Here is a 22,428-nt window from a genome sequence, read left to right on the forward strand (position 1 = left end):
TGTCCAAAGTCAATAGGTTCGCGCGCTTCAACGCCACTTTGTCTCTGTCTTTGAGTGTAATCATTTGCTATATTGATCTCAATTACAATGATAACAATGACTTCAATGAATAAAGTTCAGATCATTATTCAGGCAAGAATGACCTCAACGCGCCTACCCGGCAAAGTGCTGCTGCCTCTGTGTAATAGCACTGTGCTGCAAGTGATGTTGGAGCGGCTTCAAGATTTGACGGAAAATGTGATCGTTGCAACCACCGACGATGGCAGCGAACACCCTATTGTCGCTCTGTGTCAGCGCCTTGGAGTGAAGTATTTTCAGGGCAGTACGGAAGATGTGCTGAGCCGCTACTATCTGGCAGCCCGTCAGTTTGGTGCACAAGACAATACCGCCATTGTACGCCTGACCAGTGACTGTCCTCTCATTGATGCTGATTTGGTTCGTCAAACCATCACTTACTACCACAATCATGATGTAGATATGGTCAGCCTGGGGCCACATAGCGGCTTTCCTCGCGGTCTGGATACCTGTGTATTCGCATTTCGCATGCTGGCACGCACACACCAGCTTGCTACCAGTGCACCAGACAGAGAACATGTCACATTAGGCATGGCAAAGTTCAACACCATGAATAGCCACATCATCAGTGCAGGTGACGACCACAGCCACTATCGGCTGACACTAGACGAGCCGGATGATTACACCGCAATTCAGGCAATTTATCAGCAATTTGATAATCGCCTCGACTTTGGTTACAGCGAGTTATTAGAAACATTAAAGAATCACCCCCACCTTGCCGATATAAATAAGCACGTTGAACAAAAAACTGTTTAGCACAGAGTAGGTCTTTGACACCTGCACTTTAGGCACGATATTTGCGTTAGCATTGTCATACCGGGTGATTAAAATATTCAAAAAGAGAGAAAAATGAGCAATAAAACCGTTTTAGTGACCGGTGCCACCGGATATAAGGGCACGGTATTAGTACCTAAGCTGCTCGCCAAAGGCTACCAGGTTATTGCGCTGGACACCCAATGGTTCGGTAACTTCCTGCCTGCACATGACAACCTTACTGTGATCAAGGGTGACGTGCGTCATACCTCAGATATTGAACTGGATGGTGTAGACAGCATTATTCATCTGGCCTCTATTGCCAATGATCCCTGTGGAGACCTGGACCCTAAACTGACCTGGGAAGTAAGCGCACTGGCCACAATGCAACTGGCTGACAAAGCGAAACGTGCCGGTATCAAGCAATTCATTTACGCCTCTTCAGGCAGTGTCTACGGTGTAAAAGATGAAGAGCAGGTCACTGAAGACCTAACTTTAGAGCCCATCTCAGAATATAACAAAACCAAAATGGTCGCCGAGCGTGTGCTACTAAGCTATGCCGACGATATGGCTGTACAAATTGTTCGCCCTGCCACCGTGTGCGGTTTATCGCCCCGCCAAAGACTGGATGTGTCCGTCAATATGTTGACGATGCAGGCACTTGAGAATGGCAAAATCACCGTTTTTGGTGGTGCGCAAGTAAGACCAAACATCCATATCGACGATATTACGGACCTGTATATCTATATGCTGGAGCATCCAGAGAAAACCAGTGGGGTGTTCAATGCAGGCTTTGAGAACATCTCCATCATGGACATTGCCAACATGGTGAAGGCTCAGGTTGAGTGCGACATTGAAGTGACACCATCAAACGACCCGAGATGTTACCGCATCAATTCAGACAAACTCCTGGCGACCGGCTTTAAGCCGACTAAAACGGTCGCCATAGCGATTGAAGAGCTGATCGCCGCGTACCGCGCAGGCCAGTTAAAAAATGAAGATCGCTTTTATAACCTTAAATGGATGCAGCGAGAAGTATTATGAGCAAGCAGCAAGGCATCGTCGCCCCAATCCCTCGTCGGGATCCCATTGTCGCCCTGACCGAAGACTATGTGCATACACTGAGTCAGGTACTGACGCAGCTCGATGGTAATGACGTCAAACAGCTGGTCAGCACTTTGCTGGATATGAAGGCCAAAGGCGGTACCTTGTATTTATGTGGCAATGGTGGGTCTGCCGCCAATGCTATCCACCTTGCGAACGATTTTACATTTGGCGTTCACCCCCAGGGAGATGCCCTCAAAGTCGAGGCGCTGGCAGCAAACAGCTCGGTGTTAACCTGCCTCGGTAATGACATTGGCTACGACAACATTTTTGCTCATCAGCTCAAAGTCAAAGCAGGCAAACACGATGTCCTGCTGGTGCTCTCTGGTAGCGGCAATTCTGGCAATATCATCCGTGCCATAGAGCAAGCTCAATTGCTGGGTATGCATACAGTCGGGATCCTCGGTTTTGATGGCGGTAAAGCCAAGCCTCTGGTTGACCAGGCATTTCACTTTGCGATCCAGGACATGCAGATCTCCGAGGATACCCAAGTGGTGATCGGACACATATTAATGAAAGCCCTTTATCAGGAGCTCAATCATGGCTAATGCGCCAATCCTTGTACTCGGTAGTAACTCCTTTTCGGGCGCATCGTTTTGCGCCCATTTACTAAAACAAGAACAGTCAGTGCTGGCTGTCAGCCGCTCAGCAGAACCCCATAACGCGCTGTTGCCCTACAAATGGCAGGCAAACCAGCCAGACTTTCATCAGCTCGACCTGAACCACCAGCAGGACGACATCATGGCGCTCATCAAACGCCATAAAGTCAGTACAGTCTATAACTTTGCAGCACAGAGCATGGTGGGACAAAGCTGGCAATATCCGGAACACTGGTTTATGACCAATGCAGTCTCGACCATCAAACTGCATAACCAACTCAAGGATCTGGATCACCTGGACAAGTACGTGCATATCTCTACGCCAGAAGTCTACGGTAGCTGCGAAGGCCTGGTGCAAGAGCACCGTAACTACCAACCCAGCACCCCTTATGCGGTGTCGCGTGCTGCGGCAGACATGAGCTTGCATACGTTTTTTGATGTCTACAAGTTCCCGGTATTATTTACCCGCGCAGCGAATGTGTATGGTGAAGGACAGCAACTCTATCGCATCATCCCAAGAACCATTTTGTTTGCCTTGTTAGGTAAGGTATTACCCCTGCACGGCGGCGGTCACTCTACCCGTTCATTTATTCATATCGATGATGTGTCAGATGCCACACTGAAAATAGGCAGTCACGGCACACTGGGCGAGACCTATCATATTTCGACCGAACGCATAATCACCATCCGCGCATTGGTTGAGCTTATCTGCGATATGCTGCAAGTCCCCTTTGAACAGGTCTGCGCTGTGACAGAAGACCGTCTCGGCAAAGATGCAGCTTACCTGCTCGACAGCAACAAGGTTCGCTCAGAACTCAACTGGCAGGATCAAGTCTCGCTGGAAAACGGCCTGGAGCGCACCATCGCCTGGGTGAAACAGTACCAGAGCGAACTTGGCACATTACCCCATGACTACATTCATAAAGCGTGAGATCCCCATGTCCGGACAAGAAATCGATTTATTAAGAAATTACCCTAAATCTAAGCGCGATACCAAAGGTCGCGCCAACGTGATCACCGAAGCGGACCGTGAAATTGCCAGACAATATGGCAAGGACTTCTTTGATGGCGATCGTACCTATGGTTATGGTGGCTTTAGTTACTTCCCCCGTTTCTGGCAACCCGTGGTACCGGATCTCAAAGCACACTTCGGCCTCGATGCAGGCTCCAGCTTGCTAGACGTGGGATGTGCAAAAGGCTTTATGCTGTACGACCTGCAACAGTTGATCCCAGGTATGACATTGCGCGGACTGGATATTTCAGAATACGCATTGGAACATGCCAAAGAAGAAGTCAAAGATCTGCTGACGCAAGGCAACGCCAAAGCGCTGCCCTACGAAGACGATAGCTTTGATGTGGTGATGTCAATCAACACAATTCACAACCTGGAAGAAAATGAATGTGCCATGGCACTGCGTGAAATTGAACGCGTCAGCCGTGGCAAGTCTTTCATTACCGTTGATGCTTATCGCAACGACGAAGAAAAAGAGCGCATGATGGAATGGGCTCTGACCGCCAAAACAATAATGCATGTGGATGACTGGAAGCAGTTCTTCCGCGACAACGGATATACTGGCGATTTTTATTGGTTTATTCCTTAACCGGAGCAAACCAAACTTGTGTGAATTACCCAATAAGCTGTAAGGACAAAAAATGGAAGTAGTAATATTTGGAGCAGGAAAAGGCGGAAGCAATACATATCAACTCTTAAAAACCCAGAGTGATATAAACGTAGTTGCTTTTTCCGATAACAATGAGTCTATTTGGTATACCGAGATGTTTGGTGTTGAGATTATGGCACCAGAGCAACTCCTAGGGCTGGACTTTGATAAAATAATCATTGCCAGTCAGTATAGAAAACAAATAAGACCACAGTTAGAGTCACTCGGTATTTCACCTGACAAAATTGAAGTTGCCCATCAAAACCTGATGGACGGAACCAGTGTAAACGATAATATTTTCCACGTTTACTCAGACCATAAAGAGCCAGATTACAAACCTTATGTGTCGCTCAGAGAAGAAACCTTTAGAACGCTTGCGAAATATACCGAACTGGTTATTTCGATTGGTATCAAAGGCGACATTGCAGAGTTTGGATGTGGTACCGGCCAGTCTAGTTACATGCTCAGCAAAACAATGCGCGACTGTAATAATTACTACGAAACAAATAGCAAACTGCATTTGTTCGATAGTTTTGAAGGACTGCCCGTTTCTAAAAGTGAAGTTGATTTGGAGTCTCCGCTAGTACAAGCGGGTGTATGGGGTGAATGTGCTTGTGCTTCAATCAGTGCGGACAAGCTGAGCGATACAATACGCTCACAGCTTGATTTTAACAACTTTCAAACTTACGAAGGTTGGTTTAACGAAACGCTACCTACCATTGCCGCTGGCACGCAATTTAGCTTAGTACACTTAGATTGTGATTTGTATGAGTCCACAATGCAAGTACTTGAGCACTTATTGGCCAACAATATGCTGTCAGCCGGTGCGGTATTAATGTTTGATGATTGGAGCTGTAACAACAATTCACCTTTGTATGGACAACAAAAAGCATGGACTGATATTTGTGATAAATACCAGATAGTGTTTAACGACAGAGAATACTATGGATTTGGTTCTCATGTGAAAGTGATTCACTCATACCAACCTAAGTAATCTCACTAAATTAGTGACGTTTTTCTTGAAGAGGAGAAGCAGTATGCAAACTGTATTATCTGACACAATGCCAACCAACGGGTACTTTGCGTTAGTATGGCCCGATTATCTGCGGATTAACAATCCAGATAAACGAGTCATGGCATTTTCCAGCTGCTTCGCCTCCTGTAAAAGACAAAGCGCTCACGATACGCCCAAGCCGACTTTGCAGTACTTTGAGCAATTAATAAGTAAGAAAGTAAATTAATATGACCCATTTAATTTCAGCTCAAATTCGCCATACTTTGTGCGATGTTTCAAACAAAACAAAAACCCCTCACCTGGGTAGCTGCCTGTCATGTGTAGATATTCTCACAGCCTTATATTGGAACGTGATGAACATATACCCTGATCAGCCAATGCATCCGGAGCGAGACTATTTTTTACTTGGTAAAGGCCATGCCGCCAGTGCTTTATATACAAGCTTGGCCTACCGTGGGTTCTTTCCTATTGAAGATTTATATCAGCACGGCAGCACAGGCAGTCGATTTGAGGAGCACCCGGGGATCCATGCCCCCGATGGTGTAGAAACAGTCTCAGGATCTCTGGGCCATGCGCTGTCTCTGGCAACAGGTATGGCACTCAGTAAACAGCTCCAGGGGGCCAATAACCATTTTTATGTGCTCATGGGCGACGGCGAAATCAATGAAGGTACGGTCTGGGAGGCGGCGATGTTTGCGGCCGGCAAGCGCTTAAGTAACCTGGTTGCCATTGTCGATTTTAACAAGTTACAAGGTACTGGTGAAAGTACCGACATCATGCACCTGGAGCCATTGGAAGAGAAATGGCGTGCATTCGGCTGGCATACAATGCGTGTCGACGGTCATGATCTCAGTGCGCTGGTACAGGCTTTGGAAGCCGCGAAATCCATCCAACAACCTGTATGCATTGTCGCGGATACTGTAAAAGGCAAAGGTGTGTCATTTATGGAAAACGACAATAACTGGCATTATCGTATTCCAACAGAAGAAGAAGTTGCGCACGCGAAACAGGAGCTGGGATTATCATGAGAAACGCATTTGCACGAGTCCTGACTGAGCTTGCCAAAGATGACAACAGCCTGCTGCTTTATTATGCAGATATCGGCAATCGGTTATTTAACCCGTTAAAAGAGTTTGCAGAAGACCGCACCATCAATGCCGGGATCGCCGAAGCCAATATGGCTTCTATGGCCGCAGGCAGCGCAATGATGGGCCACAAACCCTTTATTTATACTATCACCCCGTTTACCACGTCACGGAACTTTGAGCAGATCAAGATTGATATCGCCTATCAGAATCAACCTGTGATCATCGTCGGTACCGGCTCTGGCTTATCGTATGCCAACCTGGGCCCGACTCATCACTCGTTCGAAGACATTGCTTTGATGCGTGCCTTGCCAAATATGCACGTGATCTGCCCGGCTGATGCCTATGAACTAGAGCAACTGATGCCACAGCTAATCAAGCTCAATGCGCCCTGTTACTTCAGGATCGGTAAAAAGAACGAGCCAGCGGTACACGAGAGTAAACCTGCTCTTACCTTTGGCAAGGTGCATGTGATGTGCCCCGGTGAGCGTATTGCCGTACTCAGTAGCGGCACCATTATGCCACTGGCACAGGAATTAGTGCGCACCTTAAACGAACGTGGTGTGTCACCTGAGCTGGTGAGCTTCCACACCGTTAAGCCACTGGACCAGGATTACCTCAACGACGCAATGACACGTTTTGACCACGTGATCACACTCGAAGAGCACAATGTCAATGGTGGCTTCGGTAGTGCGGTTTTGGAATACTTTAGCGAACAGGCAAACTGGCCACGGGTACACCGTTTCGGAATCCCCGACCGCTTTATCGATCAGGTGCACTCTACCGCGGATGCCAGAGCGAAAGCAGGCCTGACTGTGACTGATATTATGAATACCTTATCAGAGCGAGGTGTAGTGTGATCATCGGTATTGATTTTGATAACACCATTGCCGACTACACCGGCGTGTTTTATCGCGTCGGCTGTGCGCTTGGTTGGTTACCTGAGTCGGTTGGCCAAAGTAAGAATGAGGTCAAACAATACTTTATCAGCCAGGATAACGAAGCCAGATGGACTGAGTTACAAGGCATCGTCTACGGCAAAGAAATTACTCAGGCACGGCCGTATCCAGGCGCATTCGATGCGATGCAGCGCTTGCAAGCTCAGGGTCACCAACTGGCCATAGTATCACATAAAACGAAATACCCGATTATCGGAGAACGGGTCGACTTTCATGAAGCGGCGACCCAGTGGCTCATCAGCCATAAGTTTATCGGTTCAATTGATGCACCTGTTTGTTCTGATGCTGTCTTCTTCAATGAGACCAAAGAGCAAAAGATCGCGCGAATTGCACAACTTGACTGCGCCGTATTTATCGATGATTTGCCCAGCATTCTGACTCACAGCGATTTTCCCGCCCAATGCCAGGGCGTTTTGTTTGCGCCAGACAAACACCCGAACTACGACGGCGCACATATCAACCAATGGCAAGCTCTGGATGCCTGGCTATGTTCTCAGTCGAACTAACACACTTTATTAGCCGCACTTTGGGTCGGGAAGACTGGCACTGCTCAGACTTGCCCCAGGGTGCAAATAATCAGGGCTACAAACTTAGTGCGGGCGGCAAAGCATATTTCCTGAAGCGCTTTGCACCAGGCGCACGAGCACTTAACAAACTTCACAATGAATATCAGTTTAGCTGTCAGTTGTCTGCAGCAGGTATCACTCAGATCGCTCGTCCCCTGAACTATTGCCCGGCAACACTTTCTGCCATTTATGAATTTATTGATGGCCAGGCTGTTGAACAAATCACACAGCATGACATCAGCGCTGCCTATGATTTTATTCAGGCCATTAATGGGCCAAATATTGCCCGTGCTGCACTGAATGAAGCGACAGACAGCCCAGCCCTTTTGGCAGACTTTGTTCATCTGATCACGAACCGTCTAACCCGATTTGAAGCGCACAGAGGCAATCAGGACCTGGATGCACTGCTGACACAGATAGAAACCCGCACCCAGCTCATTAGCGCGACACCTGGCATCGATTGGCAACAAGCATGCCCTAAAGATGTGGTTTCGCCTTCCGATTTTGGCTTTCACAACGCACTTAAAAGTGCAGGCCAAATGTACTTTATTGACTTTGAGTATGCGGGCACAGACAGCAGCTGGAAATTGCTTTGCGACTTCTTTGCTCAGCCAGCATTGCCTGTTGCACTCTCCTATTTGCCACAATTTTTGCAGTCGCCATTATTTAAGACGCAAGCATCAGAGCCTGCCACACTCAAAGCCATCTATGAGCTCACTTTGCTCAAGTGGTGCCTAATCATGCTCAATGAATTTTTACCCGATGTACAAATGCGCAGAGCGTTTTCCTGGAACATTTCTTGCTTAAAAGAAAAGGAAGCAAAACTGCAGCAAATGCAGTTACAGCAACTCAATAAGAGCAAACGCTATTTTGAACAAATTGACCATAAAATACATCAATTACAGAACCTACTTAGAGACAGTTAAATGAAAGCAGCTATATTATTCGAAACAGGTCAGCCCTTAAAAATTGTTGATGGCATTGCGCTTCCGGAATTAACCACAGGTCAGGTTCAGGTCAAAATCCTATACAGCGGCTTGTGTCATTCACAATTAATGGAAGTCAGCGGCGGCCGGGGTGAAGACAAGTACCTTCCTCATCTGCTCGGTCATGAGGGCGTAGGCATTGTCGAAAGCGTCGGAGAGGGAGTGTCTAAAGTACAACCCGGAGATAAAGTCGTAATAGGCTGGCTCAAAGGCGATGGCCTTGATGCACCTGGCGGAAAATACCCGCATGATGGTTACCTCATCAATTCAGGCAGCGCCACGACCCTGAGTGAAAAAAGCATCGTTGCCGAAAACCGAGTGGTGAAACTTCCTGCTGACTTTCCGGAAAAAATCGCGATCCTGTTTGGCTGTGCACTCCCTACAGGCATGGGTATTGTCTTTAACGAATTAAAGCCTGAATCAGAAAAACACATCGCCATTTTTGGCATGGGTGGGATCGGCATGAGTGCGTTACTTGCAGCAAAGCTCTTTTCTCCTACGAAGTTGATTGCCGTGGACGTCAGCCCGCAAAAACTTGAGATAGCCAAACAGCTTGGTGCCACACACACCATAGATGCCAGCAGCTGCGATCCGGTCTCTGAAATCATTAAACTGACAAACAACATCGGTGTTGATTACAGTATTGAAGCAGGTGGTACCACACGCACCATAGAGCAAGCTTTTGAGTCTGTGAAGGACAATGGAGGCCAGTGTATATTCGCCTCACACCCTCGTGCTGAAGAAAAGATAGCACTGGAACCACATGCATTCCACAGAGGTAAATCGATCCGAGGTAGCTGGGGTGGCGGCTCCAAGCCAGATGTTGATATTCCTAAGTTTATCAAACTATACCAGAATAATGAGGTCGACCTGGAAGCCTTGCTTAGTCGAGTGTATCGATTGGATGAAGTAAATGAAGCCCTGGAAGATCTGAAAAACAAAAAAATTATCCGGGCCGTGATCGAAATTGCCAGCTGATTACCGGGGAGGTCATTATGAGTACCAATAAACCGAAGCTAACCAAGTATCCGAAACGTGTTCTGATGGATCTGAGCTCGGACTGCAATCTGAAATGCCCGATGTGTGTCGTTCATGGTGATACCGATAATCCCAAAGTTAATGCCATCATAAAAAAACAAATGAAGGCAACGGACGCGAAGCAAATACTTGATGAGATAGTTGGTCATACAACCACCATCGGACCTGGATTGTGGAGTGAACCACTTATGGGTCGGGACATCATGATGCACCTGAGAAGTATGAAACGTCGCGGCTTTACGCTGTCTATGAATACCAATGCACTGCTGCTCAACAAAAAGACCGCAACCAATTTAGTGGAAATCGGCGTTGACAGCATTACCATCAGTATTGACTCGACAACGAACGAAACGTTGAGCAAAATTCGTGGCGTCGAAAAGCTTGAAAAGATCCAGGACCACGTCTTGCAATTACTAGCCATACGTGGCGACTCAGCAGTACCAAGAATAGGCGTCTCTTTCACAAAACAACCAGAAAATCAGCATGAAGAACAAGAATTCATAGAAAAGTGGACCGAAATAGCGGATTTTGTTCGGGTGGGTGAGATTTTCGAAAACGGTAAATTCCCCAATATTAAAATTAACCCTGAAGATAGAATTCCATGCGCAGAGTTGTATGAGACGATGACAATACACACCAATGGTGATGTCTCAATTTGTTGTCTGGACGGATTTAAAGACGTGGTGGTGGGTAATGCCGTGGAAGAAGGCGTTCAAAACGTATGGCAAGGCGACAAGTTAAACGAAATCCGCAAACACCATGAAAATGGTGACTGGAATAAAGTACCTTTTTGTGAAAACTGTGACCGCTGGGCTTCAAACAGCTTCACAGAGAGACAAGAAGGAAACTTACTCATTCGCCAATCCGCAGAATTCACTTTTTACAACCGAATCGACAGGCTAAACACTTGGAAAAGCAGGTAATTTGATGCAAGACTATTTAAACTTGGCACAATTCAGCCAATACCTGAAAAACAATGACATTGAGGCTATCAGAGCTGAACAAAGAAAAAACTGTGTCACTCTTAAACAACTACAGTCAGAACCCGTAGTAATTTTAGGTGCCGCAGACGAAGGCGTGAGATTATTAGAGATTTTAGACGCTATGGGGGCATCTGACTTAACCATAGTTGATATGAATCCAGCCAAAAAAGGACAATGCCTGTTGGATAAGTATCTGGTTCAGCCCTTTTCGGACCCAATCGTTTGCAATGCACACGTCATTCTCGCCACTCACAGAACGCTGAATGCCTATAAGCTTTGTCAGGAGTCAAAAGCACGCTCCGTTACCCCATTTTTGCATTTGCAAACGCTTTACCCTGACACCTTTGAACCCCATTTCTTTCATAAAAACATGCTGGAAATCCTCAAATCAGGTGTGGATGATATCACGCAGCTTGCTGATACCCTGGTTGATGAGACCTCAGTGCAGGTTTTAGAAGCCTGTTTAAACTATCGTATCTTTGGTGTACCAACCGTTTTCGACCCCATTGTCGATTGGCAATTATATGAGCCAAGAGCAATCGATCTCACGCCCTTTGCCGAAGTATACGTCGACTGCGGCTCTTATGATGGCGACAGTGTCTTGCTGCATTTGTCCAGATACACAGAGCGTGTTAAACAAGTGTTCGCTTTTGAACCGGATCCCTCGACATTCGAAAGACTGGTTGCTAACACCTCGGAGTCAGGCAAAGTCACATGTATCAACAAAGGCGTTGGTGACAAAGTCAGCACCTTGTATTTCTCTGCGAACAAAGAGCGGGCATCGCTGTTTACCGATGCAGGAGAAGTCGCCGTGGATATTACCAATTTAGATACAGAGCTCGCTAATGCAACCCCGACGCTAATCAAAATGAACATTGAAGCATTTGAGCCTCTTGCTCTGGCAGGCGCAGAAACGCTCATTGCAAAAGAGACGCCTGCGCTGGCAATTTCAGCGTACCACCAGCCCGAGCACATTTTCTCTTTGCAACAACAGGTTGAAGCGATTGCGCCGGGTGTCTACCAGTTTTATTTACGGCAGCACGATGGTGGGCTCGTAGAAACAGTGCTCTATGCACTTCCAAAAATTAAGGCATAAATTATGGGTATAAATCGACAAACTTTTCAACTAATGCTGTTGGAAAACCAGTTCAAAGAACTTGCGGGTGATTTTCTGTGTATTGGAAAACAAACGGTTAATGTTGAGTTGAATGATATTGTGCAGTTGATGGAAGACCATCAACTAGACACCAGCAAGGTAAAGTCTCTGATCTCTGATGAAAAATTTGATTCCGCTACACGTCATGGCAATCAATCACTGTATGATCACGACTTGCTCAGTGCCCTGTCGCCAAACCTCAACTACCATTGCCTGGATCGCTCTGATTATGAAGGGGCTGATATCATTCAAGATATGAATGAGCCGTTGAGCGCCGAGTTAGTGGGTAAATTTGATGCCATATACAACGGCAGCTGTATGGATAATATCTTTAACCCCGTCTCCTTTTTACAAAATACCACCCATTTGCTCAAGCCTGGTGGCAGGATCATACACATAGAGTGTGCCAGCTCGGTTGCCGGTGCTTACCTGATGTATTCGCCCGAATGGTTCTTCAGTTACTACTCAATCAATGAATTCCGCGATTGCAAGGTTTACGTGACAGTTGCAAGAGATGCATCTGATAGCGTCTATAAGTTTAAAACTGACTTATACGAATGGAAGCCTGATTTCACCAGAGGGGGAGCTTACAATTACATTGATGCCTGTAAATCTATCGATGGGTTAATGCATGTTATTGTTGTTGCTGAAAAAGGTGAAAACTCAACAGCAAATAAGAGCCCGATCCAAATGCAATACCTTGATGAAAATGCCGTGGATTGGCGTGTCAACTATCAAAAATTTGTACAATCCGCCAGACCTAAACTAAAGGCACCTATTCAAAAAGAGCAAGCCAGACTGCCGCTGGATAGTGATCACTTTATCTACTTAGGGAGTGGTTTCTAACAATATGGGTAAACAAAATGTCATTCTGTACGGCGTTAACAGTATTACAGAACAGCTGTTGGGGACTTTCCCCAACGCGACGCTTGTTACGACGCGAGGCGGTGAATTATCACAAAACAGAATGGCTGTCAGTATCAAGCAAATCCAGGCGTCAGGCATTGCGTCTTTTGACAAAGTGATTATCTGTTCGATGTTTGTTGACGATATTGCCAACACTTTGCTGGATGCGGGATTTCCGCTGGAAAAACTGTTCTTCTACAACATCGCAAGCTGTCAGATAGAAAGCTGTATTGACGCGGTATCTCCCCAAATCAATACGGATAGCACATTGTATGTTGTTTACGATACCAAACTGAACCTCCCCTGCTATGATGCGCTAAGCTTTACCGCAGTCGCTGAGGCAGAGCGCAAGCGCCTCGGCCTCAAGCACATACATTTTGTGATCATCCCAAAATATAGCACTGACGATAAACTGGCATTTTGCAGTAACTACCCGCTACAAGAACATACGTGGCGGATCAGAAATATTGTCAAACCAATATTTGAAAGCCTGGGGTCAGTAGTTGGGGTCACTGAGCTTACCTCGCGTCAGGAATCAAAACATATACTCGGCGATAAAAAATTCATTTTCCCGGATGATTTTCTGGCAACCGACACAGGTATTGCTTTTGGCCTGGCTAAACTGCAGCAGTACGACAACATTGAAACTAACATGCCAGAACTCAGTATCAGTGCGTTTGCCAAACAGCTAGTGAACAACCTGATACAAAGTTACGGTGCCGAGAACAAGAAGCTGCTGACCTTCACGTTTCGCAATACCCAGACTCATCCAGAGAGAAACTCAGATACTGCACCATGGCAAACGTTCATAGAAGAATTAGATTTCGACAAATACCTGCCAGTGGTGATGCGAGATACGATTGAATGTACTTCAAAGCCAATGTTTTCGGATAAAGTGATTGAGCTACCTGCCGCTTCAATCAATTTTGCGTTAAGGCTCGCGTTTTACGATGCAGCCTACATTAACTTTAGCGCCTCATCCGGGCCCAGTTTTGCTTACTACTTCATTCCTGGATGTTCTTCTATTCGATTCACGCCCGTGAGTGAAAGCCATTTTGCCACCAGCAAATCCAATGTGGAAAAAACCGGGATCAGCACCAGTAAGCGCGAGCAGTTTTTTGCACACAATGGCCTTCATCAGGTTATTTTGGAGCAGGAGACCTATGAGTCTATCTCCACTGCTTTTGACACTCAAATTAGCCGTTTGGAAGGAAGTAACTAGTGCAATTTTATGACTTTCTTACCCGGGCATTGCGCACTGGGGGAGTGACACAAAACGCTACTTTAATCGTGCATAGTGCTTTTAGGCCCCTGGCCCAACATCAGGTTGCCCCTGCTGCATTGTGTGAAACCCTGGTGGAACACTGCAAAACCGGCAACGTCATCATGCCAACCATGAGCTGGCGCACTGTCACACCGCAAAATCCGGTATTTGACTGGCACAAGACACGCTCACATACCGGTGTTATGACTGAGTTATTTCGTACTCAATTCGCCACTCACCGTAGCCTTCACCCTACCCATTCGGTAGCGGCAATAGGACGAGATGCCCACGAGATAACAGCCGCCCACCACCTGGATCCTGGCCCATGCTCTGTGCATAGTCCATACGGCATAATAGAAAACTCAGCGCTGCGCGAACAGTGCTACATATTGCACCTGGGTGTAGCTTTGGAGAGCTGCACCTATATCCACCATTTCGAAGAAATATTTGCGCCTGAAATCTATCTGACACAAAACCTGGAAAACTATACCCTGGTGGATAAATCAGGCAACCCGGTTGAGTATCGGCTACACAGACATACCAAGCGAGTGCGTGATTTTCATCAGTTTGGTTCACGGCTACAACGCTCTGATGGCATACATGTTTTCCACTTTGGTCAGTATGATGTCACGCTGGTAAATGTCAGTGTGTTGTCACACGTCGTCAAGCAGGCATTTGCATCCTCTTTGCACGCAACCCTTGCGCCATACTCATATATGGAGCGGTCAACAATATGAGTCACCTCGCTGAATTCAATACATCGCCTCACTTAGCGATTGACCAGGAAAAAATTAAAGAACTATTGCTTAAGGCGCAATCATCGGGCAGCAATCACTATCGACTTTGTCTGCATCAGGATACTAACAGCCTCATTCAGGAAATGATCATTGTGGTATTGAAAGGTGCATTATTTCCGGTGCATAAACATCCACCCGGCAAGAGTGAGTCGATCCATTTAATTGACGGTGAGCTTAGCACTTTCCTGTTTGATGATGATGGCACCGTAATCGACATCATGCATCTTAGCTCTAACAGTAAAAATCCAAACCGATCACTGATCCAGCGTATCAATGGAGATATTTGGCATCTGCCACTTTGCACAAGTCAGTACGCCATCTACCATGAAATATATGCTGGCCCTTATGACAAAGAGCAAGATGTGGCGATTCCACCATGGTCACCTCAACCACAAGAGCCGGCTGCTTTGAAGCAATTCTATCAAGCATTGCAAGATACCTATTTAGAAAATAAGAACGATGAAACGTAATAAACAAATACTAGCCATTCATGGGGGTGAGAAACTGATCACCCAGGGAATGCCAAAGCGTGTCGCTTTTGGTGAGGCAGAGGTGAGCGCGTTAAATGAAGCGGTCAGCTATTACTCTAACTCCGATGTTGACCCGGGCTACTTTGGCCCATTTGAAAATAGCTACTGTGAAAAATTCAGCGAGTATATGGGCGGTGGCTTTACGGCTGCTGTAGCAACGGGTACAGGCGCCTTATTCGTGGCACTTGCTGCATTAGAGCTGCCTGAAGGTAGCCATATCGTCATGTCGCCAATTACAGATCCCGGCTCCTTGAATGCGGCAATTTTGAACGGCTATAAGGTATCTCTGGCAGACACTGAACCAGGCAGTTTGAATACCTCATGGGCTCAGATTGAACAAGTCATCACACCCGAAACAAGCGCCATTTTGCTCGTCCATTGCGCAGGCATTGCCGCAGATATCGAACTGATTGCTGAACAAGCAAAAGCAAGGGGTATCAAGTTACTGGAGGATTGCTCACAATCTCCCGGCGCACACTGCAAAGGGAAAAAACTCGGCACATTTGGCGATATTGCAGCACTGTCAACCATGTACAGAAAAAGTCTGGCTTCCGGGGGAAGTGGCGGGCTTATTTATACCCAAGATAAAAGCTTGTACTATAAAGTCCTTGCCCACGGCGACAGAGGGAAAGATTTTGCCAGTGAAGATTATCAGGAACGCAATGCAGAAACGTACATGTTCCCCGCCCTTAACTGGAACACCAACGAGCTCTCTTGTGCCATCGGCATCGCCTCATTGATGAGGTTAGATGACACCATCAAAAAAAGAGCGCTATTCTGCTCACGGATGATAGAGCTCATCAATTCCACGCAACTGTGCACAGCGGAGGCGTTTATCGATGGCACCTCGCCTTTTTTCCTGACGGTGTATTTAAACACAGATGATCATACTCTGGACAAAGACGCATTCTGTAATGCGCTGCTCGGGGAAGGGGTTGAGCTGAACCCACACTACCGTTTTGTGGTATCCCAGTGGCCCTGGGCGAAAAAACACCTGGTATCGGACAAAAAAACACCTAACGCTATTGCAGCAAGAGATGCCTCTTTTAATCTCTATCTAAATGAAAATTATACAATCGAAACAGCGCAAATCATTTATGAAGCGTTCCTAAAAGTAGAAGCCTACTTTTTAGATTCAATGAAAGCTGATTTAAAATAATGAGAACCCTTATGAACCAAAGTCAGAGTGAATTGGCAAAGCAGTATTTTCATCACAGAAATGACTGTCGATTATGCCTCAGCGAAAACGTGGTCAAAGCTATCCCTTTCAAGCCAACACCGATTGCTGAAAAGTACAGTGACTCACAACAAAAAGACACCTGCCCACTGTTCCCTGTTGATCTCTATATCTGTCAGGATTGCGGCCATGTGCAAATATTAGATGTGATTGCACCTGAGTACCTGTGGGCTGATTACACTTACCATTCAGGTCAGACTCAGGGGATCATCGATCACTTTAAAGACGTTTCAGAGCTGATCCTCGACAAATATGGCCCGCTTCCTCAGCCCTTCGTGCTGGATGTAGGCAGCAATGACGGGACCTTCTTAAAGTGCTTTAAAGAAAAAGGCTTCAAAGTACTAGGCATCGATCCGGCCAGCGATATTGCAGCCCAGGCTACCCGCAATGGGATTGAAACAATTGCGGACTTAATGACTGCCGAAAACGGCCAAAAAATTGTTGCTCAGCACGGTCAGGCTTCTTTAGTAACCGCTTTTAACGTGTAAAAGCTTGTACTATAAAGTCCTTGCCCACGGCGACAGAGGGAAAGATTTTGCCAGTGAAGATTATCAGGAACGCAATGCAGAAACGTACATGTTCCCCGCCCTTAACTGGAACACCAACGAGCTCTCTTGTGCCATCGGCATCGCCTCATTGATGAGGTTAGATGACACCATCAAAAAAAGAGCGCTATTCTGCTCACGGATGATAGAGCTCATCAATTCCACGCAACTGTGCACAGCGGAGGCGTTTATCGATGGCACCTCGCCTTTTTTCCTGACGGTGTATTTAAACACAGATGATCATACTCTGGACAAAGACGCATTCTGTAATGCGCTGCTCGGGGAAGGGGTTGAGCTGAACCCACACTACCGTTTTGTGGTATCCCAGTGGCCCTGGGCGAAAAAACACCTGGTATCGGACAAAAAAACACCTAACGCTATTGCAGCAAGAGATGCCTCTTTTAATCTCTATCTAAATGAAAATTATACAATCGAAACAGCGCAAATCATTTATGAAGCGTTCCTAAAAGTAGAAGCCTACTTTTTAGATTCAATGAAAGCTGATTTAAAATAATGAGAACCCTTATGAACCAAAGTCAGAGTGAATTGGCAAAGCAGTATTTTCATCACAGAAATGACTGTCGATTATGCCTCAGCGAAAACGTGGTCAAAGCTATCCCTTTCAAGCCAACACCGATTGCTGAAAAGTACAGTGACTCACAACAAAAAGACACCTGCCCACTGTTCCCTGTTGATCTCTATATCTGTCAGGATTGCGGCCATGTGCAAATATTAGATGTGATTGCACCTGAGTACCTGTGGGCTGATTACACTTACCATTCAGGTCAGACTCAGGGGATCATCGATCACTTTAAAGACGTTTCAGAGCTGATCCTCGACAAATATGGCCCGCTTCCTCAGCCCTTCGTGCTGGATGTAGGCAGCAATGACGGGACCTTCTTAAAGTGCTTTAAAGAAAAAGGCTTCAAAGTACTAGGCATCGATCCGGCCAGCGATATTGCAGCCCAGGCTACCCGCAATGGGATTGAAACAATTGCGGACTTAATGACTGCCGAAAACGGCCAAAAAATTGTTGCTCAGCACGGTCAGGCTTCTTTAGTAACCGCTTTTAACGTGTTTGCACATGCGGACGAAATGCGTGACCTGCTCAAAGGAATTGCAACAACCCTGGCAGCCGATGGGTTATTTGTGTTTGAAGTATCCTATCTCAAAGACATCATAGATAAGATGCTTATTGGTACCATCTTCCATGAACATTTATGCAACCATTCTCTTAAACCTATGATCAACTTTCTTGCCGCAGAAGGGCTGGAAGTGATCCATGTTGAGCATGTGTCGATCCAGGGTGGTTCCATTATCGGATTCGCTCAGCATAAATCAGGCCCTCGCCCAACTCAGCCTTCTGTTGCTGAGATGGTCAAACAAGAGGACGCCAGTGACTTGCACAGCATGACCACAATGAATGCATTCGTTGCGCGCTTTGACACCATGAAAGAGCAAGCCAAGGCCCTGATTGCCAAGCACCAACCTGGTGTCATCGCAGCTTATGGTGCGGCACGCAGTGGCCCTATGCTGTTAACTCAATATGACATTGGTGCTGACATCACAGAAATTTATGATGACCACGCACAAAAAGTTGGACGCTACTCACCCGGCGACAGTATTCTCGTTGAGCCAACCGCAAAGCTCATGGACACAATGCCAAAATTAACCGTGATACTGGCCTGGATCCATGCCAAAGCCATTGTCAGAAAGCACCTGGATTATCTCGAACAAGGCGGTGCATTTTTAACCTTAACACCCCAGGTCGTACTCATCACGAAAGAGAACTATGCAGACTTCATCCGCTAAAATAAAACTGGGCTTCATTGGCGCCGGTTTCATCGGCCAGGTTGCGCATATTGAGAACTATGCTCAGCTGACTGACTGTGAACTACACGGAATAGCGGATCTGCGCCCAGAATTGCTGGTACAAGTTGCCAGCAAGTTTGGTTTTAATCACACCTATGCCGATCACCATGCGCTGCTTGAGGACGATGACATTGATGCCGTTGTGGTCGTAACAGCACGTGCTCACACCGTAGAAGTGGTCAGAGATTGTCTGCTCGCCGGGAAACATGTGTTCAGTGAAAAGCCCATGGCTGGTAACAGTAAAGATGCCAGCGCATTGGTCGAACTGGCCAAAGCCCGAGGGCTCGTTTACTGCGTGGGTTACATGAAACGCTTTGATGGCGGTGTAATAAAAGCAAAAGCCGTTTTTTCACAGCTGATCGACACTAAAGAATTAGGCGAATTACTGCAGGTCAACGCCCACTGCTACATGGGTGATAGCTATTGCAAAGCTGGTGGCTATATTCACTCTCAGCAGCCACGACCGCAAATGCCTGATGAGGCCGACTTTGCACCTGACTGGCTCACTAAAGAACATCGTCCGCTGTTCGCGCGCTATGTCAACGTACACTCACACTTGTTGAATTTACTCAGGTATTTTCTAGACTGTGACTTGGGCGTCGAGTACTTTAACTTTGTATCGGCAAAAGCCCATGTGTGTGTTATGCGGACTGACCGCCAGCTCGTGACTTTGCATACGGGTGAAGTAGACCAAAAAGACTGGCAGGAACAGTGCACATTTGTGTTTGAACATGGTCAGTTGCAGCTTACTTTGCCACCCGCTCTGCTACGTAATGTCCCTGCCCGGGTCGAATTGCAGCGCAACGGTGAGATCAGCGAAAAAACCCAGTATCAGGTTCCCTGGTCCTGGGCATTTAAAGAGCAAGCTCAGGCGTTTCTTGATGCATTGCAACAGCATAACCTTAGCAGCCCAATCGCTGCTAGTGAGGCACTATCCGACATTCAACTTGCAGAGGCAATATGGCAAAAGATCAACAATTAACGCCAATTATATTTGGTGCCAGCGGGTTACTGGGCAGCCACTTGTTTAGCCACTTCATAAAGACACGGCCGAATTCAATTGGCACCTATGCCCGTAATCCACAACCAGGCATGCAACAGTTTCAGCTTCAGGAAAACACGCTGGCTGATCTGACACTGAGTTCGTCGTGTCACTATATAGCCATCATTTGCGCTTCACTCACCAACATTGGCGCAATTAACGCGGATCCCCAAAAAGCAGCCAAAGTGAATGTTGACGCAACACTTGCCCTGATCAACGAACTCCATGAACAGCAGATCCCGATTATCTTTGTCTCTTCTGACAATGTTTTTACCGGTGATCAGGGAGGCTATACCGATGATAGCTTAGCCCCTGCCGTTTCTGAGTATGGCAAGCAAAAACGCCGTGTAGAGACAGCTTTGATGTCACTCACTGAAGGTCAGGCCACTGTCATACGGCTGGCAAAAATCATTGGCAGCCCAGGCGCTGACGGAACGATCCTCAATGATATCGCAGGCCAGATAAACTCAGGGGATCCGGTCAAAGCCGCCACGGATTTGATTTTCAATCCGACTGACGTCAAAGATATTGTCCGTGCTGTCGACTTCCTGGTAGAGCAAAACGTTAAAGGTGTGTTTAACTTTTGCAACCCAGAATCCTTCAGTCGCTATGACCTGGCTAAAATGATAGCCACTGCACTACAAAGTGATACACCGCTTCAGCAAATCCGTTTTTCAGAGCTGGACCCAAGTGGTAAGCGCCCCCTGAACACAACCATGATAAACTCTGCACGCTTCTCTGAATTCAACTTCACATCTGTGCAAAGCTGTATTGAAACCGGTATCGGGCAATGGAAAAAATAACTCATAAGCCAAAACGCGTGTTAGTACAGGGCAATTTTGATGTGCTCCATCCGGGTCACATCAGATTGCTCAATTTCGCCCGGGATTGCGGTGATGAGCTCATTGTCGCAATCAATACTGATTCAGCAATGGCCGTAAAAAGCCGGGTAAAAGAAAAACACCGTTTGGAAATTGTGCAGTCGCTTGAATGTGTTGACGAGGCTTTTCTGACCGATCAGCCGCCGGAGCAGGTCGTAGAGCAACACCAACCGGCCATTGTAGTTAAAGGGAAAGAGTTTGAAACCCGGCACAATGCCGAGTTGAGCGCGCTGCAGCAATATGGTGGTAAACTGGTGTTCGGCTCTGGTGAATTTGAGACCAATGCTGACCATTATATTCGCCGCACCACCTCAGTTGGACGAAACTTTGACTACCAGGAAGCCAAGCAATTTGCACAACGTCATGGCATCACACAATCCGACTTAGTCAGCCTGTTTGAAAGTATGCGGGCCTTACGGGTACTCGTGATTGGAGAGGTCATTGTCGATGAGTACGTGCAAGGTACAGCCGTCGGATTATCTCAGGAAGACCCCACCATAGTGATGACACCTAACCGTAAAGACAGGTTTCTGGGTGGGGCAGCCATCACTGCCGGGCATATCAAAGCACTGGGTGCCAAAGAGGTGACACTGGCTTCGGTGCTGGGTGAGGATAATACGGCCTTCTACGCCACTGAGAATATCTCAGGTTATCAGGTCGAGCCCTTGTTCTTTACCGACACAAGCCGCCCTACCCCACTAAAAACCAGATATCGGGCAGGTAACAAAACACTGCTGCGTGTTAATCAGGTCAGGCAGCACAAAATTGCCCGTGAATTACAGGAACAAATTTACAATGCCATAGAGCAAAAGCTGGATTCGACAGATCTGCTGGTCTTTTCCGATTTTAATTATGGTGTATTACCTCAACCGCTTGTTGAACGCTTAAGTACGGCGTGTCAGCAGCGTAACATTCGTATGGTCGCGGACAGCCAGACCTCCTCTCAGGTGGGTGACATTTCACGGTATTGTGGAATGGACCTGCTAACGCCGACAGAGAGAGAAGTGCGTGTTGCACTGAATAATACCGATGATGGCCTGGTGGTCCTGGCGCAAAAACTGATCGAGAAAACACAAAGTCAGAATCTGGTGATTACGCTGGCTGAGGAAGGGATACTGGTGCATAAACCCGATCTGCCCTTGCAAAAGTGGGAAAATGATCGCCTGCCAGCACTGAACCCAAACGCCGTTGACCCTGCGGGCGCTGGCGACTGCCTGCTGGCAGCCAGCTCTTTAGCACTGGTTGCAGGTGCCAACATATGGCAAGCCTGCTATCTGGGGAGTCTGGCAGCCGCTTGTCAGGTTGCATCTCTGGGCAACACCCCGTTGTCCTGTCAAATACTGGAAAAAGCCGTCAAGGACTCATTTAGTTAAT

Annotated in this window: 24 protein-coding genes; all 24 read left to right on the forward strand. The window is 46.9% G+C overall.

Annotation, left to right across the window (positions count from 1 at the left end; genetic code table 11):
- Positions 1 to 105: 105 nt before the first annotated feature.
- The 24 genes from PRUB_RS10555 (at position 106) to PRUB_RS10670 (ending at position 22,427) form a co-directional block, all read left to right on the forward strand.
- Positions 106 to 831 carry a cytidylyltransferase domain-containing protein gene (locus PRUB_RS10555; RefSeq protein WP_010385657.1) on the forward strand — a complete coding sequence of 242 codons (726 nt, stop codon included), beginning with the start codon at positions 106 to 108 and terminating at the stop codon, positions 829 to 831.
- A gap of 93 nt (positions 832 to 924) precedes the next feature.
- A complete protein-coding gene (locus PRUB_RS10560) occupies positions 925 to 1,872 on the forward strand; it encodes an NAD-dependent epimerase/dehydratase family protein (protein ID WP_010385656.1) in 948 nt (315 codons plus the stop codon).
- The gene (locus PRUB_RS10565; RefSeq protein WP_010385655.1) at positions 1,869 to 2,480 is read left to right on the forward strand and encodes an SIS domain-containing protein; all 612 of its coding nucleotides are present in this window, start codon (positions 1,869 to 1,871) and stop codon (positions 2,478 to 2,480) included. Before PRUB_RS10560 ends, PRUB_RS10565 begins: the two co-directional genes overlap by 4 nt.
- The gene (locus PRUB_RS10570) at positions 2,473 to 3,462 is read left to right on the forward strand and encodes a GDP-mannose 4,6-dehydratase (RefSeq protein WP_010385652.1); all 990 of its coding nucleotides are present in this window, start codon (positions 2,473 to 2,475) and stop codon (positions 3,460 to 3,462) included. The genes PRUB_RS10565 and PRUB_RS10570 overlap by 8 nt, the downstream gene beginning before the upstream one ends.
- A complete protein-coding gene (locus PRUB_RS10575; protein ID WP_242065235.1) occupies positions 3,440 to 4,132 on the forward strand; it encodes a class I SAM-dependent methyltransferase in 693 nt (230 codons plus the stop codon). Before PRUB_RS10570 ends, PRUB_RS10575 begins: the two co-directional genes overlap by 23 nt.
- Before the next feature lie 52 nt (positions 4,133 to 4,184).
- Positions 4,185 to 5,186, forward strand: a complete 1,002-nt coding sequence (locus PRUB_RS10580; protein WP_010385649.1) for a TylF/MycF/NovP-related O-methyltransferase — start codon at positions 4,185 to 4,187, stop codon at positions 5,184 to 5,186.
- 248 nt (positions 5,187 to 5,434) lie between these two features.
- Positions 5,435 to 6,235, forward strand: coding sequence for a transketolase (locus PRUB_RS10585; RefSeq protein ID WP_052026477.1), 801 nt, complete (start codon positions 5,435 to 5,437; stop codon positions 6,233 to 6,235).
- Positions 6,232 to 7,152, forward strand: coding sequence for a transketolase family protein (locus PRUB_RS10590; protein WP_010385647.1), 921 nt, complete (start codon positions 6,232 to 6,234; stop codon positions 7,150 to 7,152). The genes PRUB_RS10585 and PRUB_RS10590 overlap by 4 nt, the downstream gene beginning before the upstream one ends.
- Complete coding sequence (locus PRUB_RS10595) at positions 7,149 to 7,757, forward strand: HAD family hydrolase (RefSeq protein WP_010385646.1); 609 nt, start codon at positions 7,149 to 7,151, stop codon at positions 7,755 to 7,757. The genes PRUB_RS10590 and PRUB_RS10595 overlap by 4 nt, the downstream gene beginning before the upstream one ends.
- Positions 7,739 to 8,743 carry a phosphotransferase gene (locus tag PRUB_RS10600; RefSeq protein WP_010385645.1) on the forward strand — a complete coding sequence of 335 codons (1,005 nt, stop codon included), beginning with the start codon at positions 7,739 to 7,741 and terminating at the stop codon, positions 8,741 to 8,743. The genes PRUB_RS10595 and PRUB_RS10600 overlap by 19 nt, the downstream gene beginning before the upstream one ends.
- Positions 8,744 to 9,781, forward strand: coding sequence for a zinc-binding dehydrogenase (locus PRUB_RS10605; protein WP_010385644.1), 1,038 nt, complete (start codon positions 8,744 to 8,746; stop codon positions 9,779 to 9,781).
- A gap of 17 nt (positions 9,782 to 9,798) precedes the next feature.
- Complete coding sequence (locus PRUB_RS10610; protein ID WP_010385642.1) at positions 9,799 to 10,764, forward strand: radical SAM/SPASM domain-containing protein; 966 nt, start codon at positions 9,799 to 9,801, stop codon at positions 10,762 to 10,764.
- A gap of 4 nt (positions 10,765 to 10,768) precedes the next feature.
- Positions 10,769 to 11,920, forward strand: a complete 1,152-nt coding sequence (locus PRUB_RS10615; RefSeq protein WP_010385641.1) for an FkbM family methyltransferase — start codon at positions 10,769 to 10,771, stop codon at positions 11,918 to 11,920.
- Positions 11,921 to 11,923: 3 nt separating this feature from the next.
- Positions 11,924 to 12,826, forward strand: coding sequence for a class I SAM-dependent methyltransferase (locus PRUB_RS10620; RefSeq protein WP_010385640.1), 903 nt, complete (start codon positions 11,924 to 11,926; stop codon positions 12,824 to 12,826).
- 4 nt (positions 12,827 to 12,830) lie between these two features.
- Entirely contained in the window at positions 12,831 to 14,108 is a 1,278-nt protein-coding gene (locus PRUB_RS10625; protein WP_010385639.1) for a hypothetical protein, read from the forward strand.
- Positions 14,108 to 14,887 carry an AAC(3) family N-acetyltransferase gene (locus tag PRUB_RS10630; RefSeq protein ID WP_010385638.1) on the forward strand — a complete coding sequence of 260 codons (780 nt, stop codon included), beginning with the start codon at positions 14,108 to 14,110 and terminating at the stop codon, positions 14,885 to 14,887. The genes PRUB_RS10625 and PRUB_RS10630 overlap by 1 nt, the downstream gene beginning before the upstream one ends.
- On the forward strand, positions 14,884 to 15,417 hold the full coding sequence (locus PRUB_RS10635; protein ID WP_010385637.1) for a WbuC family cupin fold metalloprotein: 534 nt from the start codon (positions 14,884 to 14,886) through the stop codon (positions 15,415 to 15,417). Before PRUB_RS10630 ends, PRUB_RS10635 begins: the two co-directional genes overlap by 4 nt.
- The gene (locus PRUB_RS10640) at positions 15,407 to 16,636 is read left to right on the forward strand and encodes a DegT/DnrJ/EryC1/StrS family aminotransferase (protein ID WP_010385636.1); all 1,230 of its coding nucleotides are present in this window, start codon (positions 15,407 to 15,409) and stop codon (positions 16,634 to 16,636) included. Before PRUB_RS10635 ends, PRUB_RS10640 begins: the two co-directional genes overlap by 11 nt.
- Positions 16,637 to 16,647: 11 nt before the next feature.
- The gene (locus PRUB_RS10645) at positions 16,648 to 17,202 is read left to right on the forward strand and encodes a class I SAM-dependent methyltransferase (protein ID WP_242065236.1); all 555 of its coding nucleotides are present in this window, start codon (positions 16,648 to 16,650) and stop codon (positions 17,200 to 17,202) included.
- A gap of 4 nt (positions 17,203 to 17,206) precedes the next feature.
- Complete coding sequence (locus PRUB_RS10650) at positions 17,207 to 17,773, forward strand: DegT/DnrJ/EryC1/StrS family aminotransferase (RefSeq protein ID WP_242065237.1); 567 nt, start codon at positions 17,207 to 17,209, stop codon at positions 17,771 to 17,773.
- Between the two features lie 11 nt (positions 17,774 to 17,784).
- On the forward strand, positions 17,785 to 19,071 hold the full coding sequence (locus PRUB_RS10655) for a class I SAM-dependent methyltransferase (protein ID WP_010385635.1): 1,287 nt from the start codon (positions 17,785 to 17,787) through the stop codon (positions 19,069 to 19,071).
- On the forward strand, positions 19,052 to 20,113 hold the full coding sequence (locus PRUB_RS10660) for a Gfo/Idh/MocA family protein (protein WP_010385633.1): 1,062 nt from the start codon (positions 19,052 to 19,054) through the stop codon (positions 20,111 to 20,113). Before PRUB_RS10655 ends, PRUB_RS10660 begins: the two co-directional genes overlap by 20 nt.
- Positions 20,092 to 20,976 (forward strand): SDR family oxidoreductase, encoded by an 885-nt coding sequence (locus PRUB_RS10665; RefSeq protein WP_010385632.1) that lies wholly within the window; start codon positions 20,092 to 20,094, stop codon positions 20,974 to 20,976. Before PRUB_RS10660 ends, PRUB_RS10665 begins: the two co-directional genes overlap by 22 nt.
- A complete protein-coding gene (locus tag PRUB_RS10670; RefSeq protein ID WP_010385631.1) occupies positions 20,964 to 22,427 on the forward strand; it encodes a PfkB family carbohydrate kinase in 1,464 nt (487 codons plus the stop codon). Before PRUB_RS10665 ends, PRUB_RS10670 begins: the two co-directional genes overlap by 13 nt.
- Position 22,428 lies beyond the last annotated feature (1 nt).

Source organism: Pseudoalteromonas rubra (assembly GCF_000238295.3).
In the GTDB taxonomy this organism is placed as follows: Bacteria; Pseudomonadota; Gammaproteobacteria; order Enterobacterales; family Alteromonadaceae; genus Pseudoalteromonas; species Pseudoalteromonas rubra.